Origin of the sequence: [Pseudomonas] carboxydohydrogena (assembly GCF_029030725.1) — a bacterium.
Taxonomy (GTDB): domain Bacteria; phylum Pseudomonadota; class Alphaproteobacteria; order Rhizobiales; family Xanthobacteraceae; genus Afipia; species Afipia carboxydohydrogena.
Genome location: NZ_CP113162.1, coordinates 1,646,389 through 1,664,732, shown reverse-complemented (window position 1 = coordinate 1,664,732; position 18,344 = coordinate 1,646,389). Strand labels below are relative to the sequence as shown.

Sequence of the window (18,344 nt, the reverse complement as noted above, 5' to 3'; positions counted from 1 at the left end):
CGCGTTTCGGCGGCTCTCATTGCCCGGATCGTTAAAATCAGGACAGAAAAGGCGATTCCGCCTTCAACCAAAGGTGAAGGCAAAAGCCTGCACGCCGGGATCGAGGAACTGGATTTCAAAGGTCCGGTCGCGTACGTCGCCCTGCTGCCGGACCAACTGGTAAAGCCGTTGTCCTGTCACAGTTCCTTCGCCGTTGGCGTCGGTATCGATGCCATGATCCGCGCCGGGGCTCGCGCCATCGATCGTCACCTTGAAGCGGACAGGCTTGCCGTCCATTCCCGGCCCCAGCACGAGATGCAGGTCGCGGGCATGGAAGCGATAGCGGATCGCACCGCCCGCCGCATCGAGCGCGGCGTTTTCGGGATCGACGGTCCATCGTCCCGCGAGCGACCAGTCGTTTAGCTTCAGAACGCCCTCCGCATATTCGTGGCTCTCGTCGCGTGCCACGCCGCCCGGCGACATGAAGTTCTCCGCGCGGTCATAACCGAGATAGGTCTCGGGCGATTTGACGTTGGCCATGTCGGGCGCCGCTTCCGCGCCAGTGCCGCGCACATCCACCCGCTGCTCGGGAACATTCTTTCCCGCCTCGCGCAGCAATTGGCGGATCACCTCCTCGGATTTCGCGTACTCGCCCTCGCCGAAATGGTGATGACGGATACGGCCCTGCGCGTCGATGAAATAATGCGCGGGCCAGTACATGTTATTGAACGCGCGCCAGATGCTGTAATTGTTGTCGATCGCGACGGGATAACCGATCTTGAGATCGCCCAGCGCCTTTTTGACATTGGCAGGCTGCTTCTCGAAGGCGAATTCCGGCGTGTGCACGCCGATCACCACGAGACCGTCGTCCTTGTATTTCTCCGCCCAGGCGCGGACATAGGGAATCGTGCGCAGGCAGTTGATGCAGGAATAGGTCCAGAAATCGACCAGCACCACCTTGCCGCGCAAGGCTTCCGCCGTCAGCGGCTTCGAGTTCAACCATTCCACCGCGCCGTCGAGCGATGGAAGCTCACCTTCCACCGGCAATGCCCCGGCGCTTTCCTGCGGCGCATTCGCCTTCATCATCATGGATGGGTTTGGCTGCATCGTCCCGCCCGCGGGAGCCATCGCGGCGTTGTCCTGCCCGCGCAGTTTGTCGATCAGCGCCTGTTCGACGGCCGAAGTCTGCGCCAGCGAGACATTGGTGAGATAATTGGTGTCGACACCGAGCGCGATGGCGGCGACCGCCACCAGCACCAGCGCGCCGAGGCCGCGCCGCACCCATTCGCCCGCGCCGAGCGAACGCTTCATCGCCGTGAACACCCGCCCGCCGATCAGGAGCGCCAGCGCGAGAGATGTCGCCGCACCCGCCGCATAGGCCAGCAGCAGAAGCGTCGTCTGAACATTCGCGCCTTGCAGCGCCGCGCCGGTCAGGATCAATCCCAGCACCGGCCCCGCGCACGGCGCCCACAATAGCCCCGTCGCGACACCAAGCAGCAGCGACGGCAGAAAGCCGCCCGAGCCGTCCGCCGACTGCGACAGCCGTCCGCCGAGTGCGACCAGCGGCTGCGTTGCGCGATCCGCGATAGCGGGAAACAGCAGCGCGATGCCGAACAAAGCCAGCAGTACCAGGGCCGCGATACGGCCATACTCATTGGCGGCGACCGCCCATCCACCGGCCACGGCCGCCAGCGTCGCGACGGCGGCAAACGTCAGCGCCATCCCGATCAGCATCGGCAGGCCGCTCTTGAGGAACGGCCGGTCGGCGCGCGCAAACACAAACGGCAAAACGGGAAGAATGCAGGGGCTGATGATGGTCAGCACGCCGCCGAGATAGGCCAGGACGAAAAGAAGCATTTTCAGGACTCGCGTTCAGGGGCTTCGACAACTCTACGCAAAGCCACCCACGCGCGTTACGCGCGCGCCGATCACGCTCCCGTGGATTCCCCGGAATTGGGCTCCTCGGGGTCCGGGATCGGCGCCAGCGTCAGTTGCAGTTCGTCGCCCGATTCCAGGGGCTCCTCGTCGTCGCGCAGCGCCGGATCGTCGGACGGCGACGGCACGCTGAAGCCGGTCGGCAGGCGGGTATCGAGCAGACCCGACCCCTTCAGTTCGTCGAGACCGGGCAGATCGCCGAGTTGTTCGAGGCTGAACTGCGACAGGAATGCCTCGGTGGTGCCGAAGGTCAACGGGCGGCCCGGTGTCTTGCGACGACCGCGCGGACGAATCCAGCCCGTCTCCAGCAGCACGTCGAGCGTACCCTTCGAGGTGATGACGCCGCGAATTTCCTCGATCTCGGCGCGCGTCACCGGCTGGTGATAGGCGATGATCGCGAGCGTTTCGATGGCGGCGCGCGACAGGCGGCGCGTCTCGGTGCTCTCGCGCGTCATCAGCCACGACAGGTCGGCGGCGGTACGGAACGTCCACTTGTTGGCCACGCGCACGAGATTGACGCCGCGCATCGCGTAATCCGCCTGCAACTGTTCGAGCAGCGCCTTCACGTCCGCATCCTCCGGCAGACGCTTGGCGAGCGAAGCCACATCGAGCGGCTCGGTGGAGGCGAACAGCATCGCTTCGAGAAGACGCAATTCCTCGGGACGCGCAGCCGTCTCGGACGTGGATTCGGCCGTCTCGTGCGAGGGCGTGGTGTCCTCGACGTGCTTGGTAGCCAGATTGGTGGCCATGACGGGTTCTCCTTCTTCCACTTACTCGACCGGGGCTTGCGGCTGTGGCGCGCCCTGCCCGCCTGCCGCATGCTTACGAAAATAGATCGGCGCGAACGCATCCTTCTGGTGGATGTCCACCACGCCCTCGCGCACCAGTTCGAGCGCAGCCGCGAAGCTCGAAGCCATCACCGTGGCGCGCTGCGAGGGATCAATCACATAGGACACAAGGTATTCATCGAGCCTGCTCCAGTCCTCGGCGACGCCGACAAGCCGCTCCAGCGAAGCACGCGCTTCCGCGAGCGACCAGACCGTGCGCTTGGCCAGATGCACGCTCGCAAGTACGCGCTGCTGGCGCTGCGCGGCATAGGCCGACAGCAGATCGTAGAGCGTCGCATTCCATTGCGGATGCTTGATCTGCGCGATCTGCTCCGGCAGACCGCGCGGAAAGATGTCGCGGCGGAATTGCGGGCGCGTCATCAGGCGGTTGGCGGCTTCGCGAATTTGTTCGAGGCGGCGCAGGCGATTGGCGAGCGCGCTCGCCATGTCCTCGGCGCTCGGCCCGTCCGGCGTCGGCGGTTCGGGCAGCAACAGGCGCGATTTAAGGTACGCAAGCCACGCCGCCATCACCAGATAATCGGCGGCCAGTTCGAGCCGCAGCTTGCGCGCGGCCTCGATGAAAACGAGATACTGGTCGGCCAGCGCCAGAATGGAGATCTTGGCGAGATCCACCTTCTGCTGACGCGCGAGCGCAAGCAGAAGGTCGAGCGGACCTTCATAGCCCTCGACATCGACGACCAGCGCCGGCTCGTCCTGTGCGCGCTCGGCATTGACGGCGGGTTGCCCGGTCTCGAACGATAAAATCTCGGCGCTCATGCGATCCCCGCCTGTGCGATCAGTTCATCAAGCTCCGCGCGTCCGGCCTCGCGGTCGAACGGCTGCGGCGCCTTGCGTGCGGCCAGCGCACGTTCGGCCCGGTGCAGCGCCTCACCCGCGAGCACAGGCGCCTCGCTCGCCACCGCGCGCATCTCCTCCATCTGGCCGTTGCAGTGAAGCGCGACGTCGCATCCCGCCTTGAGGCTCGCGCGGGTGCGTTCGGCCAGCGTACCGCTCAGCGCATTCATCGAAACGTCATCGCTCATCAGCAAGCCTTGGAAATTCATCGCACCGCGAATCACCTGAGCAATGATTGTCGCAGAAGTGGTCGCCGGTTGGGCGGCATCGAGGGCGCTAAACACAACATGTGCGGTCATCGCCATCGGCAAGTCGGAAAGGCGCAAAAACGCCACGAAATCGGTGTGTTCCAGCTCCGCGCGAGGCGTATCGACGGTCGGCAGCCGCAGGTGGCTGTCGGCGGTGGCCCGGCCATGTCCGGGAATGTGTTTCAGGACAGGTAGGATACCACCATCCCGTAGCCCATCCGTCACCGCTCGCGCGATGGTGGCAACTTTCTCAGGGTTGGTGCCGTAGGCGCGATCGCCGATCACCGCGTCGGCACCCGCGACCGGCACGTCGGCCAGCGGCAGGCAATCGACGCTGATGCCCAATGCGGCGAGGTCGGCCGCGATCAGGCGGGACGACAGCCACGCCGCCCGCAGGCCCCTCTCCGGGGACTGGTCGTACAGCGCACCGAAGACCGCGCCGGCCGGATAGCGCGGCCAGTGCGGCGGCCCAAGCCGCTGCACGCGCCCGCCTTCCTGATCGATCAGTACAGGCGCATCGGGACGATCCACGGCTGCGCGCAACTCCGTAACGAGTGCCACGACTTGCGCCGGGTCCTCGACGTTCCGCTTGAACAGGATGAAGCCCCACGGCTGTTCCGCACGCAGGAATGCACGCTCCCCGTGGGTCAGGACGGGGCCGGAGACGCCGGTAATGAAAGCACGAACGGCCATAGGGGCGATTAGCCCGTGGCCGCCTCAAGGGTCAAGGAAAGTGCCGTTAATTCCTCTGGACGATGCACTTACCCCCTGCCGATTGCAGGTTCACGCAGAAATGGGTGGCCTCATCGGTCGAGGCGAACGGCCCCACGAGAGCGCGGTAGTAGACCCCCTTGGAGCCGAGATCCGCGCGGCGCACGGTCGGATGACGCGAGCCGAGGATACCCGGATATTTGCCCTGTAGCACCTTGTAGGAGGTCATCGCATCGGCTTCCGAACGCTGCGAGGAGACCTGAACGTAGGAGCCGGAGGCGGTGGGCACGCCCGCCGGGGCCGCCAGCGAAGCAACGCGGGAGCGCGTCTCTGCGGCCTGAGGGGCTGCCTGAGGCGAAAGAGCGAGCGGCGCGTTGGAAGGAACAACCGCCGGAGCCCTGGCCGGAGTCGATTGAACCGGCGCGGGCGCGGGCGGCGGGGCGGCATTCGTCTGCGAGGTCGCGTCCGTCTGGTCCGGGCGGATGCTGACGGTACGGATCCGGCGCGGGACTTCCCCGCTCAAGGTCCCGTTGGCGACCCCCGGCCCGGTGGGACGGGCCGCAGGCGAGACCGAAGCGCCGGACGGCGGCGATGGATTCTGGGTCAGCGGCGGAAACACCACGCGCGGACCGCCGGAACGGGCATCGACGTCCACCGGCTGCTCCTCGCGCGACACCATCCGCTCGCCGGACTTGTCGCCGACGCGATCGTAAATCTGCTTCTCGCCCGCCTGCTTTTCGGGAACGACCTTGTTCGGGCTGGCGTCGGCCTTGATGATCGGGGGCTCCCCGCTGCGCGGCGAACCCGCGATCGAGCGATAGGCATACGCCCCCGCCGTGCCGATCACGGCCAGCGCCAGCACGGCCGCGACCGTCATCATGCCGCCGCGGCGCTTCGGCTGCTCCTCGTCCGCATAGTGCTGATCATAGCCATCTTCGTCGTAGCCCTGATCGTAGGCGGCATAAGGCGCACTACCCTGCCGCTGACGAGGCTGCTCGCCGTACAGAATCTGATCGTAGCGGTCCTGCCCCTGACCGTACTGGCCCTGCTCATAAGCACCCTGCGCGTAGCCGCCCTGCTGGCCGTAAGCCGCCTGCCCGTAGGCATCCTGCCGGTAACCGCCATCGTCATACTGGCCGCTCTCCGCATAAGACGTTTCCTGCGCCTGGGACTCGTCAGAGCGGGAGACTTCGTAGCCAAGGCGATAGCCGGAATTGCGGTTGTAGGTGTGTTCGGGCGTTACGGCCGGATAATTGTAGTCGTCGCGCGCGGGCGCGGCCGGCGGCGCGGGATCGCGCGCGCGCATCCATGACGGCAGCGGCGGATCGTCGTGATGGGGATCGTAGCCCATATCGTCGTGCGGATCGGGCTGATCGTCATAGGCCGGCTCCGCATGAGCCGGTTGCGCCGCTGTCTGACGGCCAAAACTGGAATATGGATCGGTCTGGCCAATCAGGCGGGCCAGTTCGGCCAACGGGTCGTCCGCCCCCTGCTGAGGCGCACGGTTGTAATCCCGGTCATCGGGCGGAAAAGGCCTGTCACGATAACGATCAGACATGTGATCTCGCATCCCCTGCGGAGACGGCAGACTCACGCAACATAATCCAGTTTGCCGTTCCTGACTGCCTCCACGTTATCCCCGTGTGGAGGGACAGCCACCTTCATCGCATCTCGTTCGGAGCATGGACGCCGAGGACGGCGAGGCCGGATGCCAGGACCGAGACGACGCCTTGAACCAAGGCCAGTCGCGCGGTGGTAATTCCAGCATCATTCTCCATAATGAAGCGTAAATGAGGCGCATCGCGGCCCCTGGTCCAGAGCGCGTGAAACTCGCTTGCAAGATCATAGAGATAGAATGCGATGCGGTGCGGCTCATGGGCCAGAGCGGCGGATTCCAGCGTGCGTGGGAACAGAGCGAGCTGGCGGATCAGCGACAATTCCACCGGGTCGTTCAGCCGTTCCACCTCGGCCGAGCCGAGAAAAGCGCGCCGCTTGCCGTCATCCTCCGGCAGATCTGGAACCGTGGCACGGGCGTTCTTGAACACCGAATGGCCGCGTGCGTGGCCGTACTGCACATAGAACACCGGATTGTCCTTCGACTGTTCCAGCACCTTGGCGAGGTCGAAATCCAGCACCGCGTCGTTCTTGCGGAACAGCATCATGAAGCGCACGGCGTCGGAGCCGACTTCATCCACCACTTCACGCAGCGTCACGAAGTCACCGGCGCGCTTCGACATTTTCACCGGCTCGCCGTTGCGCAGCAGCCGCACGAGCTGGACGATCTTGACGTCGAGGTCGCCCTCGCCCGCCGTCACCGCCTTGATCGCCGCCTGCACGCGCTTGATGTAGCCGCCATGATCGGCGCCCCACACGTCCACCATGTTGCGGAAGCCGCGATCGAACTTGTTCTTGTGGTAGGCGATGTCGGAGGCGAAATACGTGTAGGAGCCGTCGGACTTTTTCAGCGGACGATCCACATCGTCGCCGAATGCGGTGGCGCGGAACAGCGTCTGTTCGCGGTCCTCGTAATCCTCGACCGGCGCGCCCTTCGGCGGCGGCAGGCGGCCTTCATAGACATCACCTTTCGCGCGCAGGCCCGCGATGGTTGCCCCGACCTGATCGGTGCCACCCGCAATAAGAGAGCGTTCCGAAAAGAATACGTCGTGCTTGATGTTCAGCGCCGCGAGATCGCCCCGGATCATCTCCATCATCATCGCGATGGATTTGTCGCGCACCAGCGGCAGCCACTCGGCCTCCGGTTGCTTTAGAATCTTGTCGCCATACTCTTTCGCGAGAGCCTCGCCGACCGGCTTCAGATAATCGCCGGGATAAAGTCCTTCCGGAATCTCACCAATGGCTTCGCCCCGCGCCTCGCGATAACGCAGAAACGCCGAGCGCGCGAGCACATCGACCTGCGCGCCTGCATCGTTGATGTAATATTCCTTGATGACGCCATAACCAGCAGACGAAAGCAGCGTCGCGAGCGCATCACCAAACACCGCGCCCCGGCAATGGCCGACATGCATCGGTCCGGTCGGATTGGCGGAGACGTATTCGACGTTGACCTTCTCGCCCGCGCCGATGTTTGAGCGGCCATATCCCTCGCCCGCGCGCAGCACCGTGCGCAGCGCCTCGAACCACGCCTCGTTCTTCAGCGTCAGATTGATGAATCCCGGACCCGCGACGCTCGCGGCCTGTACCAGCGGATCGGCGCGCAGCCTGTCGCTGATCTTGTCGGCAAGATCGCGAGGCTTCGCCCTGGCCTCTTTGGCGAGCACCATCGCGGCGTTGGTCGCCATGTCGCCATGAGTCGCGTCCTTCGGCGGCTCGACCACGATGCGCGACAGATCGATGCCGTCCGGCAGCACGCCTTCGGTGATCAGATCGCGGCAGACGCCATGAACCCGGCCCAGAATGTCCGCGAAAAGATGGGCTGGATGGGTCGGGACGGACAACGCGTTTCTCCTGTAATGGCGGCCATAATCGGCCAATTTCCCCTGCGCGCCTAACGCAATTCGAGGGTCGAGTCAAAGAGCCGCTGATGCTCGGTGATGGCATAGCCGTCGGTCATTCCGGCGATGAAATTGCCGATCCGCCGCGCGGCCTCCTCCTCGCCGTCCTCCTCGCCATGCGCCCAGTCCGCAGGAAGGTCCTCCGGATGGCGGCTGTAGCGCTCGAAAAGATCGGCGACGACACCCTCGGCTTCCCGCATCACCCGCATCACCCGTTCGTGGCGGTACATACGCCCCCACAGGAAGTCCTTGATCGCCCGCTCCGCCTCCCGTGCCTTCGGGTTGAAGGCCACGAGTTGCCCGTCGCCTTTGCGCACGTCCTCCACTGTTTGCGGCGCGGCCAATGCGATCCGCCGCATCGTCTCGGAGAACGCGGATTCGATCCAGTATGAGATCAGCTCGCGCACCAGTTCGGCGCCATGCCGCGCCTCGTCGATGCCGGGAAAGCGCGAGACGATCCGTCCGTTGAGGTCAGCAATCAGTGGAACGGCATTGAGGTCGGCGAGCGTGAACAGGCCCGCGCGCAGCCCGTCATCGATGTCGTGGGCGTTGTAGGCGATGTCGTCGGAGATCGCCGCGACCTGCGCTTCCAGAGAGGCGTAGGACGCAAGCTCAAGATCGTGCACAGCATTGTAGCTCGCAATCCCGACCGGCAGGCCGTGCGAAGCGTAATGGCCGAGCGGTTTGCCGTCCCGGCCAATCAGCGGGCCGTTGTGCTTGACGATACCCTCGAGCGATTCCCATGTGAGGTTCAACCCGTCGAACGCCGGATAGCGGCGCTCCAGCGAGGTGACGACGCGCAGCGACTGCGCGTTGTGGTCGAACCCGCCGTGATCCTTCAGGCAGGCGTCGAGCGCGCGCTCCCCCGCATGGCCGAACGGCGGATGGCCGAGGTCGTGCGCCAGCGCCAGCGTTTCGGTGAGGTCCTCGTCCAGACCCAATTGGCGGGCCAGCGCACGGGCGATCTGCGCCACCTCCAGACTATGGGTCAGCCGGGTGCGGTAGTGGTCGCCCTCGTGGAAAATGAACACCTGCGTCTTGTGCTTGAGGCGGCGGAACGCGGTGGAATGGATCACCCGGTCGCAATCGCGGCGGAAGGCGCTGCGGTGGCGGCTTGGCGGCTCATCGAAGCGGCGGCCGCGGCTCAAATCGGGGTCGCAGCGGTAGGGTGCGGCAGGCGCCGCCCGTCCCACGGCCATGGGGGACGCTCCTTTGGCGTTTGATTCTGGCGTGGCGAGTACTTAACTATGGACGGCAACAGATTCAAACCTCCGGATTCGAGGGAGAGCGGACGTGACCGCGAATGTGACCATTTCCGAGCGGGCGGCCCGGCGGATCGGCGAAATCCTCAAAAGCGAGGGCGGCGACGCCAAGCTGCGCATCAGCGTCGAGGGCGGCGGCTGCTCCGGCTTCCAGTACAAATTCGACATCGACAAGACCCAGGCCGAGGATGACCTCGTGATCGTGCGTGATGGCGCCGTGGTGCTGGTCGATCCCTCCTCGGCTCCCTTCCTCGCGGACTCCGAACTCGACTTCGTCGATGACCTGATCGGCGCATCGTTCCGCGTCAACAACCCGAACGCCACCGCCTCCTGCGGCTGCGGCACCAGCTTCTCGATCTGACGCCGCCGATGCGCATCGCGACCTGGAACGTCAACTCGGTGCGCCAGCGCCTCGACCATCTGCTGACATGGCTGAAGGAACGCGAGCCGGATCTCGTCTGCCTGCAGGAGATCAAATGCCTCGATGAGGCGTTTCCGCGCGAGCCGATCGAGGCCCTTGGCTACAATGTCGTGACGCACGGGCAAAAGACATTCAACGGCGTTGCGCTGCTGTCGAAATATCGCTTCGAGGAAACCAGGCCGCAGCTCGCGGGCGATCCTGAAGACCTGCACGCGCGCTTTCTCGAAGGCGTGGTGTCGCACAAGGACGGCACGTTCCGCCTCGCCTGCCTGTATCTGCCGAACGGCAATCCGGTGAACACCGAGAAGTATCCGTACAAGCTGCGATGGATGGACCGGCTGATCGACTACACGCGCGAGCGGCTGAAGTCAGAAGAACCGTTCGTGCTGGCGGGCGACTTCAACGTCATTCCGACCCCCGCCGATGTCTACAATCCGCAGGCATGGCTTGGCGACGCGCTGTTCCTGCCGCAGACCCGCGACAAGTTTCAGACTCTTCTCAATCTCGGATTGACGGATGCTTTCCGCGCGACGTGCGACGCCGCCCAGCAATACACGTTCTGGGATTATCAGGCGGGCGCCTGGCAGAAGAACAACGGCATCCGCATCGACCACCTTTTGATGTCGCCACCCGCAAGCGATCGCTTGCAGGCCGTCGGCATCGACAAGCACGTGCGCGGCTGGGAAAAAGCCTCGGATCACGTGCCGGTATGGGCCGATCTGGATTTTTGAGACGCTGAACAGCCTCCTGCCGTCATTGCGAGCGAAGCGAAGCAATCCAGTCTTCTTGCTAAGCGTCGTCCAGAGCTGAATACTTAAACACGCATTCGGCAGATGACGTCTCGGGGCCTACATGAAGCTGCCTGCCGTTTATATTGTCGCCAATAAGCGAAATGGAACGCTTTACACGGGCGTTACATCCGATCTCTCGCACCGAGCAGGCCAGCACCGTGATGGATATGTGGAAGGTTTCTCGCGAAAGTACGGATGTAAAATTCTTGTCTGGTACGAGGTTCACGCCACCATGACCGACGCCATTGTTCGGGAAAAGCAAATCAAAGCCGGCAACCGGGCGCGAAAGCTGGAACTGATCGAGAGCTTCAATCCTGAATGGATTGACCTTTATGAATCCTTGTTTTAGCCGCACGACAGCAAAAAGACTGGATTGCTTCGTCGCTTACGCTCCTCGCAATGACGAGCAAGCTCAATCCCTACGACCCTGCACCCAGCGCTGCAACATCTGCAAGGCCATGGCGCGGTCGTCTTCCGAGGCTTTCGTAAGCGCCTCGTTATAGCTCTGGTGAATCCACTTCTCGTCCGGCGTGGCGCTTTCCTGCGCGAGCGTCAGCCACATCAGGCCGCGCGCGGCCTGCCGCTGCAAATGATCGCCGTTGAACAGCATCTGGCCGAGCAGCGCCTGCGCTTCGTGCTGGCCCTTGTGCGCGGCGAGGCCAAGCCAGCGCACGCCGTACTTCACATCGCGCTGGATGCCTTTGCCCTCGAGATACATCCGGGCGAGGCTGTATTGCGCCTCGGCGCTGCCGAAATACGACGCGGCATAGGAGTACATCTCCCGCGCCCGCTCCGGGTCGCGCTTGATGTTGGAATTGGCGATCCCCGTGGTGTAGTAGCGCCCGAGCGCCACGAATGCATTGGCCACGATATTGGCCTGCGGCGCGCCCGGATTGTCCTCGGCGTGCTGGTTGGCAATCCGGCTGAAATAATCGAAGGCGCGCAGATCGTTGCGCTCGACGCCGACGCCATCGGCGAACATCTTGCCGAGTTTCCACTGGGCCGCGGCGTGCCCGTCCTCGGCGGCATATTGCAGGGCGGTCAGCGCATTGCTGTTCGCAGGCAGAGTCTTCTTGACCACCGCGACACCGGACGACGTGGTCACCGCTCCGAGCGGGGCGGAAGCGCTGTCAGGATCGGCCGCGCCGTCGAAGGCGTAGGTCCGCGTCATCGCGAAAACGGCGACGGTCGCACACGCAACAATGACGCAACCCTTAAATATCCGCATAGCAACTCTTTTCACCCGCCCGTCCTGGGTGGGTCACCGCCCCCTTGATCGCAGGTCCGACCTGCTGGGCGTATTTCCAGAGCGCCCCGGAACCCGTGCCGGTTTCGCGCGGTTTCCAGGCCTTGCGCCGCTCGGCCAGTTCGGCGTCGCTCAACTTCACATTGAGCGTGCCGGCCTCGGCATCAAGTTCGATGATATCCCCATTTTGGATAAGGCCGATGGGGCCTCCGATCGCGGCCTCGGGGCCGACATGGCCGACGCAGAAGCCGCGCGTGGCACCGGAGAAGCGGCCATCGGTGATCAGCGCGACCTTGGCGCCCATCCCCTGCCCGTAAAGCGCCGCCGTGGTGGCGAGCATCTCGCGCATGCCGGGGCCGCCCTTGGGGCCCTCGTAACGGATGACGATAACCTCGCCTTCTTTATAGGTCCGCTTGTCCACGGCCTCGAACGCGTCCTCTTCGCAATCGAAGACGCGCGCAGGCCCGGTGAATTTCAGGACGGACATTCCAGCCACTTTCACGATCGCGCCATCGGGAGCGAGGTTGCCCTTCATGCCCACGACACCACCGGTCACCGTGATCGGCTTGTCGGCGGGGCGCACCACATCCTGATGCGGATTCCATTTCACGCCGGCCAGGTTCTCGGCGATCGTCCGCCCGGTGACCGTCAGGCAGTCGCCGTGCAGAAAGCCGTGATCCAGGAGCGTTTTCATCAGCAGCGGGATGCCGCCAGCTTCGAACATGTCTTTGGCCACATAACGGCCGCCCGGCTTCAAATCCGCGACATAAGGTGTCTTTTTGAAGATTTCGGCGACATCGAACAGGTCGAATTCGATGCCGCACTCGTGGGCGATGGCAGGCAGGTGCAGCGCGGCATTGGTCGAACCGCCCGAGGCGGCCACCACGGCGGCGGCGTTCTCCAGCGCCTTGCGGGTGACGATGTCGCGCGGGCGGATGTTCTTGGCAATCAGTTCCATCACCTTCTCGCCGGCGGCGGCGCAGAAGGCATCGCGGATTTCATAGGGTGCTGGCGCGCCGGCCGAATACGGAAGTGCCAGCCCGATCGCCTCGGAGACGGTCGCCATGGTGTTGGCGGTGAACTGCGCGCCGCAGGCGCCCGCCGAGGGGCACGCCACGCGCTCGATTTCATCCAGATCGGCGTCGGACATCTGGCCGACCGAGTGCTTGCCGACAGCCTCGAACATGTCCTGAACCGTGACCTGCTGGCCTCGGAAATTGCCGGGCAGGATCGAGCCGCCATAGATGAAGATCGACGGCACGTTGAGGCGGCACATCGCCATCATCATGCCGGGCAAGGACTTGTCGCAGCCCGCGAGGCCGACCAGCGCATCGTAGGAATGGCCACGGATGGTCAGTTCGACGGAATCGGCGATCACCTCGCGCGAAGGCAGCGAGGACCGCATGCCCTCATGGCCCATGGCGATGCCGTCGGTGACGGTGATGGTGCAGAACTCACGCGGGGTGCCGCCGGCGGAGGCGACGCCCTTCTTCACGGCCTGAGCCTGTCGCATCAGCGAAATGTTGCAGGGCGCGGCCTCGTTCCAGCAGGACGCCACGCCGACGAACGGCTGATGGATCTGCTCGGTGGTGAGGCCCATGGCATAAAGGTAGGAGCGATGCGGAGCGCGGGTCGGACCCTCCGTCACATGGCGGCTGGGCAGTCTCGACTTGATGTTGGTCTTCGCGTCCATCTCAAAACCTTCGCCGCGGCAGCCCTTTCGCTCAAAACCCCTGAAAACAGCGGGCTTTCGCAATCGTCACGCGGCGGATCACTGCACCCACGCTACATGAACACGATTTCATGGAGGCGTGTGGCCAAATCGCGGCGCGCGCAAGAGCTTCCTACGGCGAGGGTTAAATGTTCAAAAACTGTGGCGACTTCGCAACATTTGTTGCGTTGCGGCAACGAGAGCCGCGAGCTCACCGCGTCACCCATCGAGGAGGCAATAATCGACGGGGACGATATCTGCCACCGCTGCGACAATTCGCTTTTGAAAAACAGCCCCTTTTCCCAGGCTGTGGCGGCACGACTACAGCCCGGCGCGAACCCGAACACCTAGTCTCCCAGAAGGATTCGTACCCGCCGGAGACATCATGTCCATTCGTAAACTTGCAATCGTCGCGCTGACCCTCGCTGCCGTTGGCGTTTCCACCCAATCCTCCAAAGCGGCAGCCCCTGCCCCCATCATCGCCGCGGGCGGAGCCGGTGCCGGCGCTGCTGTTGTGGGAGGAATTCTCGGATTTGCAGCCTTCGCCATCGCCTACGACCTCTATCTGAAGTCGATTGGCGTCAAGAGCTGGGATGGCGTCACGCCGCCGAAGCCAAAGGCGCGGGCGCGCTGAAGCGAACGCCTTCGCGAACCGTCATCGTAAAAAGCAAAGCCCACCCTTGAAGGTGGGCTTTCATTTTTCAATGCGACTTTGATTTTTCCGGCCCGTTACATGTTCAGCATGCGGCCATAGGCGTCGAGGACTGCTTCCTTCATCATCTCCGACAGCGTCGGATGCGGGAAGATGGTGTGCATCAGTTCTTCCTCGGTGGTCTCGAGATTCATCGCAACCACATAGCCCTGGATCAGTTCGGTGACTTCCGCACCGACCATATGCGCACCGAGAAGCTGGCCTGTCTTCTTGTCGAAGATCACCTTGACGAGACCTTGGTCCTCGCCAAGCGCGATTGCCTTGCCGTTGCCTACGAAGGGGAAACGGCCGACGCGGATATCCTTGCCTGCTTCTTTCGCCTTGGCCTCGGTCAGGCCGACGGAGGCGATCTGCGGATGGCAGTAGGTGCAGCCGGGGATCAGGAGCTTGTCCATCGGATGCACATGCAGGCCCTTGATCGCCTCGATGCAGATCACGCCTTCATGCTCGGCCTTATGAGCCAACATGGGCGGACCCGCGACGTCGCCGATGGCGTAGATGCCCGGCACGTTGGTCTTGCCGTAGCCGTCGATCACGATGCAGCCGCGGTCGGTCTTCACCCCGAGCTTCTCGAGCCCGAGGTTCTCGATGTTGCCGACGACGCCGACCGCCGAAATCACGCGGTCGGCGGTGATCTGCTCGGTCTTGCCGCCGGTCTCGATGGTGGCGGTAACGCTGTCGGCCTTCTTGTCGAGTTTGGTCACCTTCGCGCCGGTGAGAATCTTGATGCCCTGCTTCTCGAACTGCTTGCGCGCAAGCCCCGCGATCTCCGCGTCCTCGACAGGCAGGATCTGCGGCAACACCTCGACCACCGTCACCTCCGCGCCCATGGTGCGATAGAACGAGGCGAACTCGATGCCGATCGCACCGGAGCCGACCACGAGAAGCGACTTCGGCATTGTCTCGGGCACCATCGCCTCGAAATAGGTCCAGACCAGTTTCTTGTCCGGCTCAAGGCCCGGCAGCACACGCGGCCGCGCACCGGTCGCGACGATGATATGCTTGGCCTGATAGCTGCCCGCACCCAGCACGCCCTTCGGCGCATCGGCGCTGCCGCCCTTCACCGTGATCTTGCCGGGCGCGTCGATCGCCGCCTCGCCCCAGATCACGGTGATCTTGTTCTTCTTCATCAGGAAGCCGACGCCGTCATTGAGGCGCTTGGAGACGCCGCGCGAGCGCGCGACCACCGCCTTGGCGTCATAGCCGACCTTCTCGGCGGAGAGGCCGTAATCCTTGGCGTGCTGCATGTAGTGATAGATTTCCGCCGAGCGCAGCAGCGCCTTGGTCGGGATACATCCCCAGTTCAGGCAGATGCCGCCGAGATGCTGTTTCTCGACGATCGCGGTCTTGAAGCCGAGTTGGGCGGCGCGAATGGCGGTGACATAGCCGCCGGGGCCGGAGCCGATCACAACGACGTCGAATGAGGTATCAGCCATAAAACGCTCCGTTCGCCACAAGGCGCATCATTGAGAAGAATATACGAAGGCGCAAGGAGCGCCCTATTTCCTGTAATAATCCTGCACCGTCTCCCACGCGACATTTTGCAGGAAGGCGGCGGTCTTGTCGTCGAGGCCCGCGTGATACGGATTGCCCACAGGCGAGCGCTTGTAGACCGACGCCAGCACCGTGCAGGCCGCGAGATACGTGCCCGCCAGCGTCGGGTGACGCTTGTCCTCGACATTGAGAACGAGATCGGGCTGCTCTTTCCTGGCCCGCGCGAACGCAAGACCCGCCGGGATCACCAGCATATCGTTGGCATTGCCGGCGGTGGTGTAGGCGTCAGCGAGTTGTTCGGTCATCTCCGGCTTGTCGGCATAGGCCCACGACATGAACAGCACCGGGTCGGCGCCATGCTTGCGGACGATCTCGGCATCCTTCGCCACCGACTCGCCAAACAGCGACTTCAACTGCGGATGCACCGGACACTGACTGCAATCCATCATGATCGCCGCGTCGAACTTCTTGTTGCGTGTGTTCATGACGACCTCGTTGTCGCCAACGAACGAATACGACGCCATGCCGGCGGTCGAGAACAGCGACTCCACATCGTGCCAGTTCAGGCCCGAGCCGCTGATGGTCGCGGACGTCGCCTTGTAATGCGCCGCCGGGTCGGCGGCGTTCGCGAGTTTCAGTACATGATTATGTAGGCTGTTGTTGTAATAGAAGAAACTGTTGCCGATGTAGAGCGCCACCTTCGGCGCCTCGTCGAGTTTATCGACCTTCGGCTTCACCTCCGCATGAGCGGCGGTGAACGACAGTGCAAGAGTCGCTGCCAGCAGCCAGTGACCGTTCCGCAACATTGCCGACCTCGCCTTTTCGATAAGAGCCCCGTTACGAATGTGCCGCCGCGCGCAATACGAGCGCGCGCCGCACCATCCACCATTGCGAGACGATCACGACCCAGAACGGGATCGAGAGCAACAATGCGCTGCCGAATTCGAAGTTCGCATGGGCGTGAGGCGAAGCCCCCGCCGCGAAGCCGACGATGATCAGCACGACCGGAATCAGCAGCAGCAAACGCAGCGCATAGAACATGGCTGCGCGCCACTGTTTTCGCGTCGCGGCGGCAACGAAGGCCGCCGCACCGAGGGCCGCATAAAACGGCATCAGCGCGAGCATCTGGGTGCCGCCAAGAGCGCATCCGCCATGCAGGCAAGCCGCCAATGACGACAACGCGACCGTTGCCACGCCGCCGAGGAGCGCGGAAACGACGGCTGCGAGGATGATCGTGCCAAAAAACTGCATGAGCGTCTCAGGGTGCGAGGACGCCGCCTCACACCACCATCATCACCGGGTTTTCGATCAGCAGGCGGAAGGCGCTGAGCAACTGCGCGCCGAGCGCACCATCCATCGCACGGTGGTCGCAGGTCAGCGTCACCGTCATGATGGTCGCGATCTCGATCTTGCCGTCACGCACCACCGGCCGTTGCTCGCTCATGCCGACCGCGAGAATGGTCGACTGCGGCGGGTTGATGACGGCGGTGAACTGCTTCATGCCGTACATGCCGAGGTTCGACACCGCCGTGCTCGCGCCCTGATATTCCTCGGGCTTGAGCTTGCGCGCCTTGGCGCGCGCGGCGAGATCCTTCATCTCGTTGGAGATCGTCGCGACCGATTTGGCATGGGCGCTGCGGATGATCGGCGTGATGAGGCCGGTCGGGATCGACACCGCAACCGACACGTCCGACACCTTGTGGTGCAGCATCGCCTCGTCGGTCCAGGTCACGTTGGCGGCAGGCACGCGCTGCAACGCCATCGCCAGCGCCTTGATGACGAAATCGTTGACCGAGAGCTTGTAGGCGGGCTTGCCGTCCTTGTCCTTCGGCGCAAGGCCGTTGATCTCCTCGCGCGCAGCGACGAGCTTGCCGATATCACAATCGCAGGTGAGGTAGTATTGCGGCACGTCGCGATCCGCCGCCGACAGGCGCTGCGCGATCACCTTGCGCATCTGGTCGTGCGGCACCGCTTCGTAATTGTCCTTGTTGAACAGCGCCATGATCTGCGCGTCGCTCGGGCCTGGCGCGAAGCCCGGCGCGGCGGTTGCGCCACCACCGGCGGCGGCAGGCTTCAGACCCTTGCCGGATTTCGCCTCGTCGATGTCGCGGGCGACGACGCGGCCATGCGGGCCGCTGCCGTTGACGCGCGACAGATCTATGCCCGCTTCCTTCGCGAGACGGCGCGCCAGCGGCGAGGAGAACGTGCGTGCGCCGTTCTGCGCCGGTGCCGCCTGCGGCGCGGCCGGTGCCGGAGCAGCAGAAGCCGTCGGCTTCGCAGCCGGTACGGGCGCAGGAGCAGCGGCAGGCTTCGGCGCTTCAGCAGCTTTCGGAGCGTCGGGGGTTCGAGTCGTGCTCGCGCTACCAGCTCCGCTCGCGGCGGCCTTCACGTCCTCGCCGTCACCGGCGAGCACCGCGATCACCTGATTGACCGGCACGTCGGCGGTGCCTTCCGGCACCAGAATTTTCGCGATGGTGCCTTCGTCCACCGCCTCGACTTCCATCGTCGCCTTGTCGGTCTCGATCTCGGCGATCACGTCGCCGGAAGAAACCTTGTCGCCCTCTTTCTTGAGCCACTTGGCGAGGTTGCCCTTTTCCATCGTAGGAGACAGGGCAGGCATCAGAATGTTGATCGGCATAA

Annotated in this window: 17 protein-coding genes; 4 read left to right on the top strand and 13 right to left on the bottom strand. The window is 63.9% G+C overall.

Features of this window, described 5'->3' with window-relative positions; all coding sequences use genetic code 11:
* Positions 1-63: 63 nt before the first annotated feature.
* The 7 genes from AFIC_RS08210 to AFIC_RS08180 form a co-directional block, all read right to left on the bottom strand.
* On the bottom strand, positions 64-1,836 hold the full coding sequence (locus tag AFIC_RS08210) for a cytochrome c biogenesis protein DipZ (RefSeq protein ID WP_275245772.1): 1,773 nt from the start codon (positions 1,834-1,836) through the stop codon (positions 64-66).
* 71 nt (positions 1,837-1,907) lie between these two features.
* Positions 1,908-2,663, bottom strand: coding sequence for an SMC-Scp complex subunit ScpB (gene scpB / locus AFIC_RS08205; protein WP_275245771.1), 756 nt, complete (start codon positions 2,661-2,663; stop codon positions 1,908-1,910).
* Between the two features lie 21 nt (positions 2,664-2,684).
* Positions 2,685-3,518 carry a segregation and condensation protein A gene (locus AFIC_RS08200; RefSeq protein WP_275245770.1) on the bottom strand — a complete coding sequence of 278 codons (834 nt, stop codon included), beginning with the start codon at positions 3,516-3,518 and terminating at the stop codon, positions 2,685-2,687.
* Positions 3,515-4,537, bottom strand: coding sequence for a beta-N-acetylhexosaminidase (nagZ, locus tag AFIC_RS08195; protein WP_275245769.1), 1,023 nt, complete (start codon positions 4,535-4,537; stop codon positions 3,515-3,517). The genes AFIC_RS08200 and nagZ overlap by 4 nt, the downstream gene beginning before the upstream one ends.
* A 46-nt stretch (positions 4,538-4,583) precedes the next feature.
* Complete coding sequence (locus tag AFIC_RS08190; RefSeq protein WP_275245768.1) at positions 4,584-6,113, bottom strand: SPOR domain-containing protein; 1,530 nt, start codon at positions 6,111-6,113, stop codon at positions 4,584-4,586.
* Between the two features lie 103 nt (positions 6,114-6,216).
* Positions 6,217-8,010, bottom strand: coding sequence for an arginine--tRNA ligase (argS, locus tag AFIC_RS08185; RefSeq protein WP_275245767.1), 1,794 nt, complete (start codon positions 8,008-8,010; stop codon positions 6,217-6,219).
* 50 nt (positions 8,011-8,060) lie between these two features.
* A complete protein-coding gene (locus AFIC_RS08180; RefSeq protein ID WP_275245766.1) occupies positions 8,061-9,266 on the bottom strand; it encodes a deoxyguanosinetriphosphate triphosphohydrolase in 1,206 nt (401 codons plus the stop codon).
* Positions 9,267-9,360: 94 nt separating this feature from the next.
* Here AFIC_RS08180 and erpA point away from each other — a divergent pair, with 94 nt between their 5' ends.
* The 3 genes from erpA to AFIC_RS08165 all read left to right on the top strand — a co-directional run bounded on the left by erpA (position 9,361) and on the right by AFIC_RS08165 (position 10,890).
* Positions 9,361-9,690 carry an iron-sulfur cluster insertion protein ErpA gene (gene erpA, locus AFIC_RS08175; protein WP_275245765.1) on the top strand — a complete coding sequence of 110 codons (330 nt, stop codon included), beginning with the start codon at positions 9,361-9,363 and terminating at the stop codon, positions 9,688-9,690.
* Between the two features lie 8 nt (positions 9,691-9,698).
* Positions 9,699-10,481 (top strand): exodeoxyribonuclease III, encoded by a 783-nt coding sequence (xth, locus tag AFIC_RS08170; protein WP_275245764.1) that lies wholly within the window; start codon positions 9,699-9,701, stop codon positions 10,479-10,481.
* Positions 10,482-10,602: 121 nt separating this feature from the next.
* Positions 10,603-10,890 (top strand): GIY-YIG nuclease family protein, encoded by a 288-nt coding sequence (locus tag AFIC_RS08165; protein WP_275245763.1) that lies wholly within the window; start codon positions 10,603-10,605, stop codon positions 10,888-10,890.
* 63 nt (positions 10,891-10,953) lie between these two features.
* Here AFIC_RS08165 and AFIC_RS08160 read toward each other — a convergent pair whose 3' ends face one another.
* On the bottom strand, positions 10,954-11,769 hold the full coding sequence (locus AFIC_RS08160) for a tetratricopeptide repeat protein (RefSeq protein WP_275245762.1): 816 nt from the start codon (positions 11,767-11,769) through the stop codon (positions 10,954-10,956).
* Positions 11,756-13,480 (bottom strand): dihydroxy-acid dehydratase, encoded by a 1,725-nt coding sequence (gene ilvD / locus AFIC_RS08155; RefSeq protein WP_275245761.1) that lies wholly within the window; start codon positions 13,478-13,480, stop codon positions 11,756-11,758. The genes AFIC_RS08160 and ilvD overlap by 14 nt, the downstream gene beginning before the upstream one ends.
* A 403-nt stretch (positions 13,481-13,883) precedes the next feature.
* Between ilvD and AFIC_RS08150 the strand changes: the two genes are divergently transcribed.
* Positions 13,884-14,132 (top strand): hypothetical protein, encoded by a 249-nt coding sequence (locus AFIC_RS08150; protein WP_275245760.1) that lies wholly within the window; start codon positions 13,884-13,886, stop codon positions 14,130-14,132.
* A 95-nt stretch (positions 14,133-14,227) separates the two neighbouring features.
* On the opposite strand, the gene lpdA is transcribed toward AFIC_RS08150, so the two are convergent.
* The 4 genes from lpdA to AFIC_RS08130 form a co-directional block, all read right to left on the bottom strand.
* Positions 14,228-15,646, bottom strand: a complete 1,419-nt coding sequence (lpdA, locus tag AFIC_RS08145) for a dihydrolipoyl dehydrogenase (RefSeq protein WP_275245759.1) — start codon at positions 15,644-15,646, stop codon at positions 14,228-14,230.
* Positions 15,647-15,709: 63 nt separating this feature from the next.
* Positions 15,710-16,510 (bottom strand): SGNH/GDSL hydrolase family protein, encoded by an 801-nt coding sequence (locus AFIC_RS08140; RefSeq protein ID WP_275245758.1) that lies wholly within the window; start codon positions 16,508-16,510, stop codon positions 15,710-15,712.
* Between the two features lie 31 nt (positions 16,511-16,541).
* Complete coding sequence (locus AFIC_RS08135; protein ID WP_275245757.1) at positions 16,542-16,955, bottom strand: hypothetical protein; 414 nt, start codon at positions 16,953-16,955, stop codon at positions 16,542-16,544.
* 28 nt (positions 16,956-16,983) lie between these two features.
* A complete protein-coding gene (locus tag AFIC_RS08130) occupies positions 16,984-18,342 on the bottom strand; it encodes a pyruvate dehydrogenase complex dihydrolipoamide acetyltransferase (RefSeq protein WP_275245756.1) in 1,359 nt (452 codons plus the stop codon).
* Between the last annotated feature and the right edge of the window lie 2 nt (positions 18,343-18,344).